Origin of the sequence: Pantoea sp. F_5, assembly GCF_008631595.1 — a bacterium.
Lineage (GTDB): Bacteria > Pseudomonadota > Gammaproteobacteria > Enterobacterales > Enterobacteriaceae > Pantoea > Pantoea gossypiicola.
Genome location: NZ_VWUO01000002.1, coordinates 385,539 through 404,729, shown reverse-complemented (window position 1 = coordinate 404,729; position 19,191 = coordinate 385,539). Strand labels below are relative to the sequence as shown.

Sequence of the window (19,191 nt, the reverse complement as noted above, 5' to 3'; positions counted from 1 at the left end):
TTATTCAGCCGGTTCTGCTGGCGGTGCCATTTTTCCTTCGTGCGGGCCTTTCTCAGTCAGACGCTTTTCAAAGTTCGCGTTGTACTGTTTTTTCTGCTCCGGCGTCAGCACGTTATAGAGCTTGTTCTGGGTTTCCAGCATCTTCAGCGCATGCTCTTTCGCATTGGCGGACATTTTTTCTGCCTGCGCTTCTGCTTTGCTCTGGTCAAAGCTGTCAGAGGCAATGATGCTGTGGGCTGCGCGACGCTCATCCAGCGATGGACGCTGCATATCTTTGTGGCTCTCTTTCATGATGTCGCGCATCTGCGTTTTCTGCGTGTCGGTCAGGTTCAGACCTTTAAACATCATCTCCGGGCCATGACGCATTGGCGGTTTGTGCATCGCTTTTTCGCTGCCTGCTGGCGGTGGAGTCAGGTTATCCGCAGCAGCATGGACGGCGCTGGCTGCACCAAACGCCAGCGAAGAAGCCAGTAAAAGGGAAGTCAGTTTGCGCATAATCGTGTCCTTATAATTCATGATAATGACGACAGCACTCTGTCGCGTCTTCGAAAACAAGCATACGACGCTGAACGTCAACTACTCAGAGCCTGAGTAAAGCCGTGAAAGCATAAAAGATAAAAATCGGGCAATCATGAAGAGAATAAGAAGAAAGGCGTGAGGAATTGAAAAAGTTTATGAATTTACAGCGGATTTCGCAGAAATCGTGGAGGAGTGTAATGGTTACGACAGGAAAGCGGAAGGCTGTCTCGCGCTTTTCCTGTCGATTTTTTAATGCCGATGAACGGTGCCGGTTACGTCAGGCATCAGACCGGCAGCGCCTGGGTCTGTTCGCCCTCTTCTATCAGCATCAGCCCGGCACGCAACCCGGCTGCTACGTTGGGGTTCGGGAACAGCACATATTCCCGTGCCTGCTGCACGTAATAGCGGGTGTTGCCATCTTCCGCCAGTAACGTCCCCTGTGGAAAGGCGGTAAAGTTCAGCGTTTCCGGCGACATATGCAGCGTAAAGTGCTCACTCAGCCGGGTGATCTGCTGCGCGACCCGATAATGGCGCGGCTTAACCGTAGTGACGGGCATCGCTTCACCATAGAGTAACGATGCCAGCGCCTGCTGTGCCGCTCTGAATTGACTGAGATCATTCTCGCCAAACGGCAACGCTTTACCCAGCTCCAGGGTGCAGCTGGCCGCACCGAAGTGCTCGCAGCTGAAATGAGTAAAGGTGCCGCCCGGCGCACGATGAAATACCAGCGCTTCCAGACCGGCTGCGGCCAGCCAGTTAAGAAACCCGGGCGACCAGGGGCGCTCGTTGTGCGGCATCACGCCGAACTGAGGATGGTAAGAGCCGCGAATCGCCGTGTGCATGTCGAGATGCCATCGCGTCTCATCACATTCGCCCAGCTGCCAGAACGTTTCCAGCGTCTGCTCCAGCCGCAGCACGCGGCGGGCCTCATCGCCATCGTCAATCTGCTGCCAGCGTCCGCCAAACAGCCGGTTGATGTCATAGCGCACATAGCGCTTACCCGCCCGCAGCGCTGATGGATTACCCAGAATCACCAGCATGCGCTGCTGCAACGGTTTTTCGCCGCGCAGCAGGGGGTTAATCAGCTGGTTCACGATTTCAACCGGGGCGGTTTCATTACCGTGGATCCCGGCGGAAAGTACCAGCGCCTGTTTAACCGGCACCGTTGGCTCCATTAACAGTATGCCGTGATACAACCACTGCCAGCGAAGATGCGCCGTTTCACCACTACGCTTATGCGGTACTTCGCCGGAGAGCGTTTGTTGTAAAAAGTCCTGCATCGTTCCTCCTTTTCGCCCTGAGCAGGGGGCAGCCTGAGCTGCCCCCTCCTTCACTGCTGAAATGCATATACATTTCCTAAGTCTAGCAGCTTCGTCAGTTCATCCAGCGCATCGCGTCCCTCACGCAGTAACTGCGGGTCGACCAGGTCGGCCTGGGTCAGGCGATCGCGGTAATGACGGTCAATCCAGTGATTCAGCGTGGTGAAAAGCGTATCGTTCATCAGCACCGCCGGATTGACTGCCTGCTGCTCCTGAGGCGTCAGCACCACCCGTAAACGCAGGCAGGCCGGGCCTCCCCCGTTATACATGCTTTCGCGCAGATCAAACACCTTCAGGGCTTTCAGTGGCGTGTCACCTTCGACCTGCTCGCACAGATAGCGCCAGACACCCGGATGCTGACGAGACTCCTCCGGCAGCACCAGCATCATGCTGCCGTCGGGTCGGCTGAGCAGTTGGCTGTTAAACAGATAGGTCTCTACCGCCTCTTTTACCGAGACCCGATCTGCCGGCACTTCCAGTGCCACAAAGCCGGGCACGCGCGTCCGAAGCTGCGCCAGCAGCTCAGGCTGATTAACAAACGCCTGCTGATGACAGAACAGCATCTGCTGGTTACTTACCGCAATCACATCGTTATGAAATACGCCCTGATCAATCACCTCAGGATTCTGCTGCGCGAACAGCACGCTTTCGCGTGAAAGCTGATGCAGGCGGGCCACCGCCTCGCTGGCCTCACGGGTCTGCCGCGCCGGATAGCGCTGCGGGGCGTTGCCCTCATGGCTGCTGTCACGGCCATAGACAAACAGCTGCACGCCACGCTCGCCATAGGCCCCGCCGAATCGGTTGTGGTTAGCAGCCCCTTCATCACCAAACATCGCCACCTGCGGCAAGGCATCATGCACGGCAAAATGGCGGTCGTTACGGAAGATGGAACGCAGCAGCCAGGCCGTTTCCGGCGCTTCCATTGCCCGATGGAATTTGTTGTTAAGGTTTGCCACCGTCAGGTGAACCCGGCCATCCAGACTGTCTGCTGACGGCGAAACCGTAGCGGCATTGGCGACCCACATTGCCGACGCGGAGCTACAGGCGGAGAGTAATCCCGGCGCGGTTTTCCCGGCTGCCGCCAGCACCTGCTCATCGCTGCCGCTGAATCCGAGCTGACGCAGCGCCGCAATATTGGGCCGCTCATGTGGCGGGATCACGCCCTGCACATAGCCCATATCGGCCAGAGCTTTCATCTTCAGCAATCCCTGCTTTGCCGCCAGACGGGGGTTTGAGGGCTGCAGCTGGTTGCGGGTTGAGGCTTCGTTACCAAACGACAGCCCGGCATAGTGGTGCGTTAATCCCACCAGCCCATCAAAGTTGGCTTCGATTGCCTTCATGATGTTTTCTCCGGCGCGGAGAAATCCAGGCCCGGCGACAGCGTGGTGGGTAGCGTCAGGTCCGGCGTCTCCAGCGAGGCCATCGGCCAGGCACAGTAATCTGCCGCATACCAGGCACTGGCGCGATGATTGCCCGACGCCCCAATACCGCCAAACGGTGCGGTACTGGCTGCGCCCGTCAGCGGTTTGTTCCAGTTGACGATACCGGCGCGTGCTTCCAGCAGCAGCTGATCAAACTGCTGGCGCAAAGGCGAGATTAATCCGCACGACAGGCCGTAACGGGTCTGGTTCGCCAGCGCAATCGCCTCGTCAAAGGTGTCATAGCGGAGCACGCCGAGCAGTGGGCCAAAGACCTCTTCATCCGGGATGCCCTGCACGCCGGTCAAATCGATAATGCCTGGCGTCAGGATGGCGCTGTGGCGATCCGGCCAGCGCATCGCCAGCAGCACCTCACCGCCCGCCTTAACCCGACGTTGCCACTCGCTCATAATCTTCTCTGCCGCGCCGGTGGAGATCACGCTGCCCATAAAGGGTTGTGGCTCCGCATTCCACGCGGCCGGTTGAAGTCGCCCCGCCACCTCAGCCAGCCGCTGCAGAAACGCATCGCCCGCCTCGCCGCGTTTAACCAGCAGACGCCGGGCGCAGGTGCAGCGCTGACCCGCGGTAATAAAGGCGGACTGCAACGTGATGTTGACAGCCGCATCCAGGTCAGCCGGTTCTTCTACAATCAGAGCGTTATTGCCGCCCATCTCCAGCGCCAGCATCTTCTCAGGCTGACCGGCAAACTGGCGATGCAGCTGATAGCCGGTATGGGCGCTACCGGTAAACAGCAGGCCGTCGATCTGGCTACAGGTGGCCAGCGCCTGACCAGTCTCACGCCCGCCCTGCAACAGCGCCAGGACTCCTGCTGGCAGGCCCGCGGCCAGCCAGATCTCAACCGTTTTCTCGGCAGTCAGCGGCGTCAGTTCGCTGGGTTTAAAGACCACGCAGTTGCCCGCCAGCAGCGCCGGAACGATATGGCCGTTTGGCAGATGACCGGGGAAGTTATAGGGACCAAACACCGCCAGCACGCCGTGGGGACGATGGCGCAGCGAGCTTTCGCCTTCATGCTGCTCACCGGTGCGGCTATGATACGCCTTTACCGAAAAGCCGATTTTATTGATCATCGCGCCGACTTCAGTCAGCGCCTCCCAACGTGGCTTACCGGTTTCGCGGGCGATGGTTTCTGCCATTTCTGTTTTGTGCGCTTCAAGCCCGGCCGCAAATTTCTCTATGATCGCCTGCCGTTCCGCCAGCGGGCGTCTGGCCCAGACCGGAAAGGCGGCGCGCGCCGCGTCACAGGCCGCCGTGACCTGCGCGGCCGATGCCGCCTGGCCCTGCCATAGCGTCTCGCCGCTGACCGGATCCGCTTTGGTCAGGACCTCCGCGTTACCGTTTACCCATTCTCCCTTTATCAGGTGCGTCATGCTGTTTTCTCCTCTTTGCAGAGCGTCACCACGCGCAGGCTGTCGCCCGGCTGGCAGTGGAGCGCCCGCATCTGTTCATCCGTAAGCTGTACGCTGTCGCTGTCGGCATGGGCCGGGATCAGCGCCACACGGAACTGGCGGTAATGGTTATTGGCAACCAGACAGAGCGGCGCACCCGTCGGGTTTTCACCCCGTTCTGCGCGGCGCAGACGGCTTTTGCGCACGGCGCGGATGTGATCGATATCGCACTCCAGCGTCGGGCCGCCATCAAAGATGTCAACATAGTTGAGGTAGCGGAAGCCTTCTGCCTCCAGCACGGCACGGGCAGGGGCGGTTTGTGGATGCACCTGCCCGATGACCGCCTGCGCCTGTGGTGTCAGGTAGTCGATATAGAGCGGATGCTTTGGCATCAGCTCCGCGATAAACGATTTCTGGCCGGTGCCGCTGAGGAAATCAGCTTTACTGAATTCCATAGAAAAGAAACGGCTGCCCACGCTCTCCCAGAACGGCGAATGGCCCTGCTCATCGCTGACGCCACGCATCTCAGCCACCACGCGGTCGGTGAAGCGTTCACGGAAACTGGCCATAAACAGGAAGCGGGACTTCGACAGCAGATAGCCATTTTTGCCGTCACGGTAATCGGGATCGAGAAACAGCGTACACAATTCACTGCTGCCGGTGTGATCGTTACTCAGCGACAGCGTTGGCAGCGCGGCGTAGACATTCAGCTCTTTCGAGGCGTGCACCTGCGTGCCGACGCGAAAGTTGTACCAGGGATCCTGCAGGCCGACCGCCACCTCGATAGCGCATATCCCAACAGCGCGGTTATCTTCACTGTCGGCCAGCACAAAGACATAGCCCTGCTCAGCGCGCGGCAGCGACTCCTCCCAGGTCTGCAGCGATCGATCGATACGCGCCTGTAATGTGGCGCTATCGACGGGCAGCGAGGTCAGTCCGCCACCGGTTTTACCGGCCAGCGCCATCAGCTGGCTTAAATCATCGCGTTCAACCGGACGGATTACCATCATGATGCGGACCCTCGAACCAGGCGTTCACAGACCTCAGCAAAGCGTGCCATGCCGAGCTTCACTTCCTGCTCACTGATATTCAGCGCGGGGGCAAAGCGTACCACGTTAGCCCCGGCAATCAGCACCATCACGCCCATCTCAGCGGCGGCAAGGTTGATCTCTTTGGCTTTACCGGCAAAGTCGTCGCTGAGCACCGCGCCAATCAGCAGACCCAGACCGCGCACCTCTTTGAACAGATGCAGGCGCTGATTGATCTCATCCAGGGCCGCGACAATCCACTCGTGACGCTGCGTGACACCTGTCATCATTTCAGGCTGGTTGATCAGCTCCATCACTTTACCGGCCACCGCACCCGCCAGCGGATTGCCGCCATAGGTGGTGCCGTGAGTGCCGACGCCCATCACCAGCGCCAGATCGTCGCGGGTCAGCATCGCACCAATCGGGAAGCCGCCGCCCAGCGCTTTGGCGCTGGTGAGCACATCGGGTGTGACGCCATAATGCATATAGGCGTAAAGCGAACCGGTACGACCCACGCCGCTCTGCACTTCATCAAAAATCAGCACGGCCTGATGTTTATCACAGAGTTCGCGCAGTCCACGCAGGAACGCCGGATCGGCCGGCAGCACGCCGCCCTCACCCTGAATGGGTTCAACAATCACGGCGCAGGTATGGTCATTAATCAGTTCTGCGGCCGCAGCCAGATCGTTAAACGGCGCATGCTGGATCTCTGGCGGCAACGGCGCAAAGTCTTTTGAGTAGGCGGGCTGACCACCGGCTGAGACGGTAAACAGGGTGCGGCCGTGAAACGCATTCTTAAACGCCACGATGCCACTTTTATGCGGGCCAGCACGGTCATGCGCCACTTTGCGCGCCAGTTTCAGCGCTGCTTCGTTTGCTTCCGCGCCGGAGTTACAGAAGAATACCCGGTCAGCAAAGGTGGCGTCGATCAACTGCTTCGCCAGCCGCAGGATCGGTTCGTTGGTGTAGCCATTACCGGTATGCCATAAACGTGCGGCCTGTTCCTGCAACGCCTGCTGTAGCGCCGGATGCGCATGTCCTAACGCATTGACGGCGATGCCACCGGCAAAGTCGATGTAATCTTTACCGTTCTGATCCCAGACGGTGGAGCCTTCTGCGCGAACCGGTATAAATGTCGCAGGTGCATAAACCGGCATCATCCATTGATCGAAATCGTGACGTGAAACGTGCAGTGCCATAACCCACTCTCCTTCTTTACTTTACCGGCCGGGTAAAGCTTATGTTTTAAAATTGTTAAAAGATGTTGTAGTGCAGCCCTACTGTAGAGTGCAGTTAACGTGCCAGCCAGAGAATTAATGCATAAAATTATCTTCGTAACGCAATATCAATGGGTTAGGTGCCGTCAATATTCACTTAATTTGCATATATAGTGAATAGTTGTCTGATTGCAGCGGCAAAGCCGGGTTTTAAACAGCAGAATTATGCATTCGCGGGATGAAATATCGCTTTTGTGATCGCTGATAAATTATCTCTCCACAAAAACCCCTTCTTTGCCCTGTTTTAGCGCAGTTTGCCTCGCAATGGTGCAACAGTAGCTGACAGAATTTGCATGAAAAAGAGGGGAGTATTGCCAAAACTTAACAAACTATTTTCATTTATCACGCCCGGCGGATTAATTTTCCGGCCTGTTTTCGTTTAATTAACGAACAACATGGTGACAATTTAATCAGCGTCGTGCAGGTTATTTATGACGTGATTATCGGGCGGGTAATAATATTTCTGAAAAGATGAACAAATATTAATATGCAGACTAATGATTAGAAGAAAACCCTTGTGCTATTATCACCCTCATAAAACTCACTATAATTAGCTCAGAGATTAATCTGTTTTATTTATAGTCAGTTTACTTATGGATTTCAGTGTGAATTTAATACTTAATTAGTTGATTTAATGGTAATTATTCACCATAACCACTGAAGGTTTTATTAGAAGAAAATCTTATTACCTTGTCATTTAATCTTCTGCTTCCCGCTGTTAATCATTAGCTGAATATAGAAATCACATTTTGTTACTTTTATTGCGCTTTGTGATTTTAACTTTTTGTGTCATTTTCATTTCACCCCTCATCAGGGGAATAATAATTAATGAATACAGGGTAATAATTAAATGATGAAGCGCACTTCACTGGCGGCTATTATGCCGTTACTGATCGGTCTCTCCTCCGCACAGGCCGCAGAAATTTATAACAAGGATGGCAATAAGCTGGACCTGGTCGGCAAGATTAACGTGTCACACCTCTTTTCTGACGACGATAACAACAACGGTGATACCTCTTCTTATGCCCGTTTGGGTTTCAAGGGCGAGACGAAGATTACCGATCAGCTCACCGGTTATGGCTTCTGGCAGTATCAGTACAGCCTGCACAACTCCGAGGGGAGCGATGCGCAGACGAGTAACCGTACCCGTCTTGGCTATGCTGGCCTGAAATTTGGTAAAGCAGGCGCGCTGGATTATGGACGTAACTATGGCCTGGTCTATGACGCGCTGAGTTACACCGATATGCTGCCGTTCTTCGGTGGCGATTCCGGCTATACCGACGCCTTCCTCTCTGGCCGCTCAACCGGCGTGCTGACCTGGCGTAACAGTGATTTCTTTGGCCTGGTTGACGGGTTAAACCTTGCTGCACAGTATCAGGGTAAAAACGACCGCAGCAGTAACACCGACGGCGTGCGTCGTTCCAATGGCGATGGTTTTGCCCTCTCCGCGTCTTATGACTTCGATTTCGGACTGAGCTTCGCTGGCGCGTTTGCGAGCCTGGATCGCACCACGGCGCAGAATGCAGCCGCACGCGGTGAAGGCGAAAAAGCCCAGCACTGGGCGACCTCAGTCAAATATGATGCCAACCAGGTTTATCTGGCCGCAATGTATGGCGAGACCCTGAATGCCACCCCGATTAGCGGCGGCTTTGCAAACAAAGCGCAAAACGTTGAAGCTGTAGCGCAATATCAGTTCCTGAACGGCTTCCGTCCATCAGTAGGCTATGTCTCTTCGAAGGGCAAAGAGATTGAAAACATCGGCGATGCCGACATTGTTAAGTACACCGCCGTGGGTGCCACTTACTACTTCAATAAGAACATGTCGGTCTATGGTGAATACCGTATCAACCTGTTGAAAGATAACAATCCGCTCGGTCTGGCAACCGACGACATCACCGCGCTGGGTCTGATTTACCAGTTCTGATGAGACAGCAGGTCCGGCGCTTCCTGCCGGGCCTGTTCACTGACTTAGTCCAGGCAAAATCAGTTTTCACATCGCTTCAGCCCAGCGACCGGACTAAATTAACCGCTACGGCCTCTTCCTGCATCAGCTCTTCCACATTGGCCGATGCCAGCAGCGTGGTTGCCTGCCCGGCAGGAATCGGACGACTGAAAAGATAACCCTGACCATAATCACAGCCGCGTTTTCTCAGCCACCGCAGCGTGGCGACATCCTCGATGCCTTCTGCCGTTATCACCACATTCAGTCCCTGACAGAGCGCCAGCAGCGTTTCCACGACTTTCCGCTGCTCCGATCCGGTCACAATTCCGGCAATAAACGTCTGATCAATTTTGATTTTGGTAATACCCAGCCCCAGCAATACGGAGAGATTGGAATAGCCGGTGCCGAAATCGTCCAGTACCACGCCAATCCCGGCCTCTTTCAGCAGACGAATCGCCTCGCGGGCATCATCAGAGATGGCCATGACGTTCTGTTCCGTGATCTCCAGCTCCAGCATGACGGGTCCGGCTTGCTGCATAATGCGGGACAGACAGGTCGTTAGTGACGGCCTCAGCAGTTGCTCCGGGGTAATATTCAGCGACAGACAGAGCCCGGCAGGCCATGCCCGTGTTGCACTGACCGCATCCTGCAACAGCGCTACGGTCATGCTGTCCATCAACCCCAGCCGCTCCACCACCGGCAGGAACTCGGCGGGCGAAACCGTCTGACCCGACGCCGTAATCCAGCGTGCCAGTATTTCAAAACCGGTAATGTTTCCGGTATGCAGCGACACCAGCGGTTGCAGAAAGGGAACGATGGCGTGACCGCTGACGGCGGCAACCACCTCCTGCTCCAGCCTTTCCCGCTGGCGAAAACGCAGCTCCATGTCTGGCGAAAATTGCGCCAGATGAGAACACTTATTCCGCTTAGCGTCATACAACGCCAGATCCGCCGCACGTACCACATCGGTCTGGCCCGTGCAGGCTGAACTGGCAATTCCGGCAGAAAGGCTCAGGAAGGTGTGCGGGCCGGTCCGGATAGATGCCGCATGCTGACAGAGACTTTCAGCCGCGGCCAGGGCCTGCTCAGCCTGCGACGCCGCGGTTACAATAGCAAACTCATCCCCGCCAATGCGAAATACCTGGCTCTCTGAGCCCGCCGAGGTGGTCAGCAGTCCGGCCAGCGCAACCAGCGTGGCGTCGCCCTGACGATGACCGTTCAGGTCATTGATACTTTTGAAATCATTGATATCGAGCAGCGTCAGGGTGTAAGACATTTCTCCGGCATTCAGCGCAGCAAGATGCGCGGTGAATGCCCGGCGATTCATCGCCCCGGTCAGCGCATCTGTACCGGCCAGCCTGAGTGCGGTTTTTTCTGCATTCAGCGATTGGCGGAGCAACTTTACGATAAGCAGCGCCGGAATAATCATCGCCAGCCCGGCAAACGCAGTGGCGGTGAGGATAAACCGCACCCGTTCACTTGTTTCGAAACCGGGATCGTAGCCCAGGCCCAGCAGAGTGGAAATCCGCGCCTCAAGCCCGAATTCCCACAATATGGAAAGTAATATGATGGTCGCAATATTCAGCACTGCGAGCCAGGAAAGTTTCAGGCGCATGCATTCATTCCCGGTGATGGAGAGTGTAAGAGTGTTGTTTTAATTATCAGTAAAAAACCGGGGTGTATTTCTCATAGCCTGTCAGCTTAACTGCCGACGATAATCACCCCTCCGCTATTTCTGCTCATAGAAATCACGCGTTCTTATCCGCCTCGCGCCAGCACAACAGAAGACCTGCTCTGAGCGGCGCGTGCCGGTTACGTCATCATTATTGATGAATGTTCTATCGGCAGCGGCGGCCAGATTAACAGGCCCTTCCGGTTAAATTTATGCATTACTCGTGTTCCGACAGGTGATGTGAACGGGAAGTCGGGACACCGCACAGCACGTCAAAATGCACCACGCCAGGGCAGCTAAATCTTCAATTAACAAGGGTTTGACGTGTTCTGCCACCCTAAGTCGTTGCGAAAATTTGCGTTACAAAGCCTGCGAACATGGCACTTTTTTCATTTATTACCGGCCGACTAATCACGTGGGACACGAACCAGCGGAATCGTCTTTTGTCGTGCAAAACTAAATAGCACTCAATTTAGTTAAACACAACCCTACAGAACCTTTTCCGCCTGCCGATACCTTGTTACCCAACGAACTCTTCAGGAAAATGGATGAAAATTTCAACGCGGCTTGGCGCAGGTTTTGGCCTGCTGATTTTACTGTTTATTCTCTGTGCAGGCACCGCGATTCAGGCGCTGAACAGCGCCCGTGATAGCATGGACGAGGTGGTTAATGTCCGCCTGAAAAAATACCAGACGGTGCTGGATATGCGTGGCGGCGTGCGTGATATGGCTATTGCGGTACGTAACCTCGCCCTGCTGACCGATCCTGTCGAAATGCAGCCAGAGTGGGAACGCCTGCAAAAACAACGAGCGCTTTACATCAGCAATCGTGAAGCGCTATCACGCATGATGCAGACCGACACAGGGTCAGCCGGACGAGAGGCAATGAGCAGAATTGAGTCAACCGAAGACGCTGCTCTTTCTACCCTGATGACCGCCGGGAAACTCGGACTGGAAAACCGTCAGCAGGAGGTCACCAGCTATCTGTTGACCGTCACGCGTCCTGCACAGCAGAGTCTGCTTAAAGCGATCAACGACCTGACTGAACTTGAGATGCGCAGCAGCCGGGATGCGGTGGTAGAGAACGGTAACGCTATCGCCCGTACCACCTGGATACTGATCATTCTGGCGGTCCTCTCCATACTGGCTGCGGTCGCGACCGGCGCGTTTATTGTGCGGATACTGATGCGTCAGCTGGGCGGCGAACCTGTTCAGGCACAAACGCTGGCTGCCGCGATTGCCGCTGGCGATCTCACCTCCCCGGTTACGCTACGCCGTGGCGACAGCACCAGTCTGCTTGCTTCGTTGAGCGAAATGCAGACCAATCTGCGCGGGCTGGTGTCGCAAATTAAAGATGCTTCCGCTTCGGTGGCACTGGCGGCCGATGAGATTTCTCAGGGCAACAGTGAGCTGTCATCCCGCACCGAGCAGCAGGCTGCTGCGCTGCAGGAAACCGCAGCCAGCATGGAGCAGCTCACTGCCACCGTAAAAAGCAATGCGGCGGGCGCGCATCAGACGGCGGGTTCAGCACGCGAGGCTGCCACGCTGGCTCACGCGGGCGAAGTCGATGTTCAGCGCCTGTCAGAAACCATGCATGACATTTCGCTGAGTGCCGTGCGGGTGCGTGACATTACCTCAGTGATAGAAGGTATCGCTTTCCAGACCAATATTCTGGCGCTTAACGCTGCCGTAGAAGCAGCACGTGCCGGTGAAGACGGTCGCGGATTTGCCGTGGTCGCGGGTGAAGTCCGCTCGCTGGCCCAGCGCAGCGCCACTGCGGCGCGCGACATCAAGCAGCTGATTGAGCAGGCGGTCACGCAGGTCGAGGAAGGCGTCACCGTGGCGGCAGGCACGGGTGAGCGCATCCTGGAAATTGTCAGCCGCGTGGGCGAGCTGGCCGATGCCATGGACAACCTCTCACTCTCCTCCGGTGAACAAATGCAGGGCATCTCCCAGGTCAGTATTGCAGTCAGTCAGATGGACGGCGTCACGCAGAATAACGCCGCGCTGGTGGAAGAGTCTTCTTCCGCGTCACAGTCCCTGCTGGCGCAGGCGCGCGACCTGCGCGGCATGGTGGGGACCTTCACCGTATGAACCCTTCCGGCGGACAACTCTCCGTCGGCACGGCTGACCTTATCAACCGGATCGGCGGCCTGAAACAGGATGTGGATATCCTGCTTCAGCAGCTCAGTGAAGGCGAGTATCTGAGTGTGGATACGTTCGCCAATAACTGGATACATCTGACCCAGCTTTACAGCCGGATTCAGGCGCACATGAGTGATCGCGCCCTGATGGACAAACTGGTGCGCAGCGACCTGTTGCTGGCCGCTGACCTGCTGGCGGTGGGAAGAATGATTGCGGTCATGGATAACTTTCTGCGCTGCGCGGTCATTACCCGATGACCGGATCAGGGTGCTGACAATGTGCGGCATTCACTTCTGCGTTAAATGCTGAAATTTTGTAGCAAATCTTAGCCGTTTTGCCCCCGGCGCACGTTGTGCGCCAGGGGCTGCGCCCGGTTATGTTGACTTCAATTTAATTTGACTCAATACTGAGTCACCTTTCAACCGGAGGCGCAGCCAACGGCTTTTCCTCTCGCCGCGAAAGCGATTGAAAGTGGGGTTTCTGACACCCGAAAAGAGATGCTGCTGCAGTCTGCATCTCCCCGATATGCACTTAGCAAGACTTCAGGGCTGACAAGCCGCCGGTGGTCTGGCTCTCCTGCCCCGGACTCAGAATGAGTAAAAATATGAATGATGAAACCGCGGGGATCGCTGATACGTCTCCCGCCAGTGCAGCGCCAGAAACCATTGACCAGTTTCTCTGCTTTGCGCTCTATTCCGCATCGCTCGCCATGACAAAGCTTTATCAGTCGCGGCTGAAACCGCTTGGGCTGACCTATCCGCAGTATCTGGTACTGCTGGTGCTGTGGGAAAAAGATCGCCTGACCGTTTCTGATATTGGCGCGCGCGTCCGGCTGGATTCCGGCACGCTCAGTCAACTTCTGAAGCGGCTGGAGAGCGCTGGCATTATCTGTCGGCAGCGTGACACCGGGAAGGATGAGCGTCGGGTCGTGGTCTCACTGACGGAACAGGGCCACCAGCTTAAAGTCGCGGCGGCGGGTGTCCCGGCAGATATGATCTCAGTAATGGATACCGCCTGCAGTGAGCTTGGTGAACTGACGACCCAGGTTGCCACGCTGCGGGAAAAACTGCTTAAGGCCCTGCCATAATGCGCGCGTTCGATAAACAGACGGGCAGGCTGATTCGCCGAAGCGTTGACCGTTCGGATGCTTTTAACCAGAATTATTCCACTGGAGTTTCATTTGGGTACCGATAAACCGGCAGATATGGATGATGTTCATGCCGTGGTAGGACAGGCTGTTTCGAGCCTGCTGAAGTCGGGCAAGACGGCAGGCATACAGGAAATCATCGCTTACCTGAAACAACAGGAAGCGCGGTCCGTCAACGGTCAGAGAGAAGTCTATGCCAGAGCCGTTCGTGTCGTGACGAAACTGGTTAACTAACCCTGCCAGGCTGAGCGGCACTGATCAGATTATCCTGACAGCCGCCGTTCCTTATTCTCCTGTTGAGACAACTGCCGGACCTGACCCAATGAATCCCTGTTCTTCAGGGCCACGCATTGACCGGCCCTGTTTATCCGACCGGTCAATGCGTGGTTATTCGCTATGTGCCGCCCGGGCAACGTCTCTGACAGCGTTTTCTACCCGCTCTGAATCCTTCTGAATGCTGGCAATCACGTCTCCCGCTTCACGCATCAGCAGCACCCCCTGACCGGTGTTCGCCAGCGAGGTTTCAATTCCCCGCAGCACCTCTCTGGCCAGTTGATTGTTGCCTGCCACCACCCGCTCAATCTCCTCGGTCGCACTGCTGACGCTGGCCGCCAGGCTGCGGACCTCTGCCGCCACGACGGCAAAGCTCCGCCCGGACGCGCCTGCACGTGCCGCTTCAATGGCGGCATTCAGTGCAATAAGTCGGGTCTGCATGGCAAAGCGCCGGATGGTTTCAACCATGCCATCAATGCTGTCAGACTGGCTGTTCAGGCGCGTGACATCTGCCGACACGACGCTCATCTCTTCAGCAATCCGGCTGATCATCTGAATGCTGTTGTCGATAACATCCGCGCCCGCCTGTGCACTTCCCCGCGTCTGAACAGCCATGTTCCAGGCATTTAACGCCGCCTCATATTCCTGCTGATTACGCAGCACCTGCTCAGTCACGTCAGTGGCGAATTTAACAATTTTAGTGAGCTGTCCATCACTGTTGAATACCGGATTGTAAGTTGCCCTGAGCCAGAGCGGTTCGCCACGCCGGTTAAGACGGGGAAACTGGCCCGAAAAGAACTCGCCCTGATTCAGCCTCAACCAGAACTGCCGGTACTCCTCACTCTGAGAAAGGTTATCTGAACAGAAAAGCCGGTGATGCTTTCCTATTACCTCAGCAGCCTGATAACCGGTAGCCTTAAGGAAGTTATCATTTGCCTCAAGAACGTGTCCGTCAGGACTAAAGGCGATCACGGCCATGGAGCGGCTGATCGCATTGATAATCGACTCCTGTTCCAGTGATGACTGCATTCTCTCTGAAATATCCGCGGCTATTTTCACGATTTTGAATACCCGTCCGCGACGGTCAGTCACCGGAATATAACTCGCCTCCAGCCAGACTGGCCGCATACCGTTAGCCAGCCGCAGATATTTATCACTGAAGCTTTCGCCGGCCGCCAGACGCTGCCAGAAACGTCGGTATTCTGGCGAGTTCACCAGCGCGGGCGGGCAGAACATACTGTGATGCTGACCGACAATTTCATCCGCCCGGTATCCCATGGCCGCCACAAATAGCGGGCTGGCTTTCTGAATGATGCCCTCAGGCGTGAACTCAATCACGGGCATAGCGCGCCCCAGCGATCGGAAAGACGCGGAGGCGTGCAGGCCACGCTGACGGAGAAAAGAAGGGACAAGATATTTCAGTAAACTCAGGCGCATAAGCAAGACCAGTAAACGGTGGAATTGCTCTTGTTATCGGCATTTTGCCAGTGTCCCTTACGCATCGCTGCGATAGTTGCTGCTGATGATTGCAACATGATGTTACTACTGACACATAAATCTGACGGCCGCACATCAGCACGCTTCTGTGATGAAGTCGGGCGGACATATCACGTCGCGCTCTGGCCGGATTTTCCCGCCAGCGCGCCGTGCCGGCAGGTGCCCGCTAGAGGGCCGTGCCGGTGGGTGCCATTAAATCGTAAGGATCGTTTTGCGGGGGCGCATCCATAGCCATAGGCGGCTCAATTTTCAGGGTGATCCAGTTAGAGGTGACACGCTGCTGCTTGATGTCCTCCAGTGTCACCGACAGCCGGTATTCGTTACTGGCGTCTGGCGACGGATCCCACTGCGGTAAAATCACACTCCAGCCCTGCGGATCCGCGTTATTAGCCGGTGGCGTCAGGCTAAGCGCCTGCGTGTCACCCTGCCAGCTCACTGCCTTGATCGCATTGCTGGCACGCACCTGTAGCTTCAGTGGCAGACTCTCGCCACTGCTTAACTGCCAGGGTGGCGTCGCCAGAAATACCGACAGCGTTTTGCGCTGACGGAATGAGAGCACCGGCGTATCACTGCGGGTCACGGTATCGTAACGGCTGCCGCGCAGGGAGCGTGCTTCCGCGACGTTTCCGGCATCAAGCTGACGGCTCAGCGCCACGCCGAAGCGATAGTTCAGTTTCAGCCCCAGCTGATCCTGGCTTTCACCGGCACTGCTGGTTTTGTGGGTAGCAGACAGCGTGACCAGCGGCACCGGCGTGTAAGAGAGGCCAAACGACATGGCGGAAGGATTGTGGTAGCGGTTGCCGCTGTTAAACAGATCGACATTTTCACCCAGATATTGCTGATAGCTCACCGAGACGCCCAGCTGACGATAAAAGGGCAGATAGCTCTGGCTGGTGATGTCATAGCCGCGCGCCATACGCTGCTGCTGCGAACTGCCAAGATTTTTCCAGCCGGAAAGCGGCAGATAGTAGTTTGCAGAAAAACGCATCGAATCACTCCAGGCTTCAGTCCCCACCGAAGCACGCTGCAGGCCGCTGCTGAAGACGTGATCGACAAAGCCGTTGTAGCCCAGCAACCAGTTACCGGCGTCCCAGCGTTGTCCCAGTCCCGCATTGCCGACCAGACCGTCGCCGGTATCATGCAGACCAAGCTGGCTGAAGGTAAGCAGACTCTTCTCGTCGGCCAGTGCGCTGAAAAGATCGCCGCCCGTGCCGGCAAAGTTGCCGTTCATGTCGACTTTCAGATCGAGCTGCGCAGTGCCGTAGGGCGAAAGCAGTGACTGCCCTTCGCTCTCGACCCGATTAGCGACTTCATCGCGCAGATGATTGAACGCCCAGACGCCCGCCTGCTGGCCAAACGTTACATTGCTGTCGCTGTTGTTACTCGCTTCACCGATACTTTTCGCCACGGCCGCCAGCTTTTTGCTCCACTCTTCATCCTCGTCGCTGGCACTGCCAAGCGTCGGCAGTGACTCACTGTAGCGCGCAGGATTGTCGAACGGCGTTTCTGACACTGTCGTTTCAGTCTGGAACGCGCGGGCGCTCTGCAAGACAGAGAGCGACAGCGCAAGCAAAGAGAGAACCCCTGTTTTCCGTATCATGTCACCCGGCACATTGATTAATTTGTTGCTGCGATAAAGTCAAATTCATTGACAGTTACCTTAACATATTGTGACGGCGATGCAGGACAGCAGAGGCAAATTGTGCATATACCAGAAAAGTCTGGCACAAAAAAGTGCCGGTGTCAAGTCTTCGGCTCAAATCAAGAAGGGCTTGAAACCGTATATGGGACAGTAGGTTAGCTCCTTTCGGGGCCGCTTTGAAGAAGAGCGGCGTCGTCGGCTAGGAGCGACATAGGAGCTTTGGGAGAGAAAGCCGCATCGCACTGTGTAGTGCTCGATTGCCGAGGAACGGCGGGCCTGTCGCATCATCATAGCCCAACAGGCTCGGCGGCATCCATAATGAAGAACGCGCAGCCTGGGCTGCGCGTTCGATGGATGCCGTTGAATAGTATGCGGTGCAATCATGGCGGCTTCGGTGGTGCGCTGCGGGTCGCCGTGCCCTTCCTGAATCCTCGATCGCCCGCCATGAACGCTTCCAGCATATGCGGGATCAGCGTCGCCGCATCGACTGCCTCGCCATACGCCTGCGCGTGTAGCGCGGCGTAGCGGTCGAGGTCGGCTTTTAAACTGGTCGGGCAAACGAAAGTCAGCTTGGTGCTCTCGGTCTTCGGCAGCGGGCCAAGCCGCAGCTTCTTGGTCGTGCTCATCGTGAAGTCCCCCGGTTGAAGAACAGCGGCTGGTACGGCCGCAGCACCAGATCCCGGTTGACGATGATGCGAACCGGCAGGCCCGGTCGTTGCGTCAAGGTCGGCTGGATGTTGAGGTTGCGCCGGGTCATCTCCTGGCCGGCCTGATTGATGCTGTCTTGCGCGCTGTCGCGCCCAGCGATGATGACGCGATCACCATCCTGCCGGTTCTCCGGCGCGGCCAGCTCGGCACCGACGCCCAGCAGCGTGGTGAGTGCCGCACCGGCAAAGATGCGGCCCCAGTGGTAGTCCACATCGTCCTCCAGCCCGGCATAGCCGGCTGGGTCGGTGCCGGCCAGGTTGTCGAGCGTGAGCGAAGACGTGTCCGGCAGGATGATCCGGTTCCAGACGACTTGAACGCGGCTCTGCCCGTAGCTGACCTGGCTGTTGTATTTGCCCAGGATGCGCGAACCCTGCGGAATCAGCAGGAAGCGCCCGGTGGCTGTGTCATAGACCGGCTCCGTCACCGTGGCGATCACGTCGCCGGGCAAGTCCGACTTGATGCCCGTCACCAAGGCACCTGCGACCACCGCTCCGGCCATGACCTGATACGGCGAAGTTGGCAGGGTCAGATTGCCGGAATTACGGGTTTCAGTGGAGCCACCTTTCAGGAAAGCCTCTTTCTGGTCTTGCCGGTTTTGCACCGCTGTCGGGTCAGCAGGCTGGGCCGCCGTGGAGGCCGGCGCGGCCGCCAGCGGGTCAAACGCCGCATTGGCGGCGAAGCCCGGCGCAGCGGCCACCTGTGTCTGCGCCACCGGCGCCGCATTCTGCCCTCCCGAGCGGAAGAACACGGACGAGGCCGCGGCCGCTTCGGCTTCTTTGCGCAGAGCATCGTTCGGGTCGTGGCCGGGGGCCGCGTAGGCGGCCGTCGCCGGCTGCTGCGACTTCACGATGGCAGGGCCAAGATCGCCCGGCAGCGGCGGCCCCAGTTCGGGAACGGCAGGCGGCAACGCCGGCGGCAGCTTGGAGTAGTCCGTCGGCAGCGCATCCAGTCCTTCCGACTTCGAGACACGATCGACGTTGTAAAGCTCGGTCTGCTCGCCCGCACCGCGCCGCTGAGGTTGCAGCGACCACATCAGCGCGCCGAGCACGGCCACCGCCAGGACGCCGGCGAGGATGGCCAGCGTGCGCCGATTCAGGCGCGTGACCGGGCGCGGCTGGGCGCGCAGCGCCACCGCCTCGGGAGCGATCTTGCCCGCCGCCTGCGGCGCGGCAAGGTCGGGAGTGTCATCCTGGCTCATG

General features: G+C 57.0%; 16 protein-coding genes. 5 read left to right on the top strand and 11 right to left on the bottom strand.

Annotated features, from left to right (window positions below; genetic code table 11):
• From spy to F3I44_RS04350, 6 genes are all read right to left on the bottom strand, one after another.
• A complete protein-coding gene (gene spy, locus F3I44_RS04375; RefSeq protein ID WP_150019304.1) occupies nt 1-495 on the bottom strand; it encodes an ATP-independent periplasmic protein-refolding chaperone Spy in 495 nt (164 codons plus the stop codon).
• 308 nt (nt 496-803) lie between these two features.
• Nucleotides 804-1,799 carry a succinylglutamate desuccinylase gene (astE, locus tag F3I44_RS04370; RefSeq protein ID WP_150012771.1) on the bottom strand — a complete coding sequence of 332 codons (996 nt, stop codon included), beginning with the start codon at nt 1,797-1,799 and terminating at the stop codon, nt 804-806.
• Between the two features lie 50 nt (nt 1,800-1,849).
• On the bottom strand, nt 1,850-3,178 hold the full coding sequence (astB, locus tag F3I44_RS04365; RefSeq protein ID WP_150012769.1) for an N-succinylarginine dihydrolase: 1,329 nt from the start codon (nt 3,176-3,178) through the stop codon (nt 1,850-1,852).
• Nucleotides 3,175-4,644, bottom strand: a complete 1,470-nt coding sequence (astD, locus tag F3I44_RS04360) for a succinylglutamate-semialdehyde dehydrogenase (protein WP_150012767.1) — start codon at nt 4,642-4,644, stop codon at nt 3,175-3,177. The genes astB and astD overlap by 4 nt, the downstream gene beginning before the upstream one ends.
• Nucleotides 4,641-5,672, bottom strand: a complete 1,032-nt coding sequence (gene astA / locus F3I44_RS04355; RefSeq protein ID WP_150012765.1) for an arginine N-succinyltransferase — start codon at nt 5,670-5,672, stop codon at nt 4,641-4,643. Before astA ends, astD begins: the two co-directional genes overlap by 4 nt.
• Entirely contained in the window at nt 5,669-6,889 is a 1,221-nt protein-coding gene (locus tag F3I44_RS04350; RefSeq protein ID WP_150012763.1) for an aspartate aminotransferase family protein, read from the bottom strand. The genes astA and F3I44_RS04350 overlap by 4 nt, the downstream gene beginning before the upstream one ends.
• 928 nt (nt 6,890-7,817) lie before the next feature.
• On the opposite strand from F3I44_RS04350, the gene F3I44_RS04345 reads away from it, so the two are divergent.
• Nucleotides 7,818-8,891: a porin gene (locus tag F3I44_RS04345; protein ID WP_150012761.1), complete on the top strand. Its 1,074-nt coding sequence runs from the start codon at nt 7,818-7,820 to the stop codon at nt 8,889-8,891.
• Between the two features lie 76 nt (nt 8,892-8,967).
• On the opposite strand, the gene F3I44_RS04340 is transcribed toward F3I44_RS04345, so the two are convergent.
• Entirely contained in the window at nt 8,968-10,524 is a 1,557-nt protein-coding gene (locus F3I44_RS04340) for a bifunctional diguanylate cyclase/phosphodiesterase (protein WP_150012759.1), read from the bottom strand.
• A 605-nt stretch (nt 10,525-11,129) separates the two neighbouring features.
• Between F3I44_RS04340 and F3I44_RS04335 the strand changes: the two genes are divergently transcribed.
• The 4 genes from F3I44_RS04335 (at nt 11,130) to F3I44_RS04320 (ending at nt 14,106) form a co-directional block, all read left to right on the top strand.
• Nucleotides 11,130-12,674 carry a methyl-accepting chemotaxis protein gene (locus tag F3I44_RS04335; protein WP_150012757.1) on the top strand — a complete coding sequence of 515 codons (1,545 nt, stop codon included), beginning with the start codon at nt 11,130-11,132 and terminating at the stop codon, nt 12,672-12,674.
• Nucleotides 12,671-12,982, top strand: a complete 312-nt coding sequence (locus F3I44_RS04330; protein WP_150012755.1) for a hypothetical protein — start codon at nt 12,671-12,673, stop codon at nt 12,980-12,982. The genes F3I44_RS04335 and F3I44_RS04330 overlap by 4 nt, the downstream gene beginning before the upstream one ends.
• Nucleotides 12,983-13,317: 335 nt before the next feature.
• Nucleotides 13,318-13,812 (top strand): MarR family winged helix-turn-helix transcriptional regulator, encoded by a 495-nt coding sequence (locus F3I44_RS04325; protein WP_150012754.1) that lies wholly within the window; start codon nt 13,318-13,320, stop codon nt 13,810-13,812.
• 93 nt (nt 13,813-13,905) lie between these two features.
• Nucleotides 13,906-14,106 carry a hypothetical protein gene (locus tag F3I44_RS04320; protein ID WP_223811652.1) on the top strand — a complete coding sequence of 67 codons (201 nt, stop codon included), beginning with the start codon at nt 13,906-13,908 and terminating at the stop codon, nt 14,104-14,106.
• A 153-nt stretch (nt 14,107-14,259) separates the two neighbouring features.
• On the opposite strand, the gene F3I44_RS04315 is transcribed toward F3I44_RS04320, so the two are convergent.
• The 4 genes from F3I44_RS04315 to F3I44_RS04300 all read right to left on the bottom strand — a co-directional run bounded on the left by F3I44_RS04315 (nt 14,260) and on the right by F3I44_RS04300 (nt 19,190).
• Complete coding sequence (locus tag F3I44_RS04315; RefSeq protein WP_370452826.1) at nt 14,260-15,489, bottom strand: PAS domain-containing protein; 1,230 nt, start codon at nt 15,487-15,489, stop codon at nt 14,260-14,262.
• A gap of 319 nt (nt 15,490-15,808) precedes the next feature.
• Nucleotides 15,809-17,242, bottom strand: coding sequence for a YchO/YchP family invasin (locus tag F3I44_RS04310; protein WP_190286001.1), 1,434 nt, complete (start codon nt 17,240-17,242; stop codon nt 15,809-15,811).
• Nucleotides 17,243-17,664: 422 nt separating this feature from the next.
• Nucleotides 17,665-17,910: a DUF2274 domain-containing protein gene (locus F3I44_RS04305; RefSeq protein WP_007704353.1), complete on the bottom strand. Its 246-nt coding sequence runs from the start codon at nt 17,908-17,910 to the stop codon at nt 17,665-17,667.
• A complete protein-coding gene (locus F3I44_RS04300; RefSeq protein WP_150012750.1) occupies nt 17,907-19,190 on the bottom strand; it encodes a TrbI/VirB10 family protein in 1,284 nt (427 codons plus the stop codon). The genes F3I44_RS04305 and F3I44_RS04300 overlap by 4 nt, the downstream gene beginning before the upstream one ends.
• Nucleotide 19,191 lies beyond the last annotated feature (1 nt).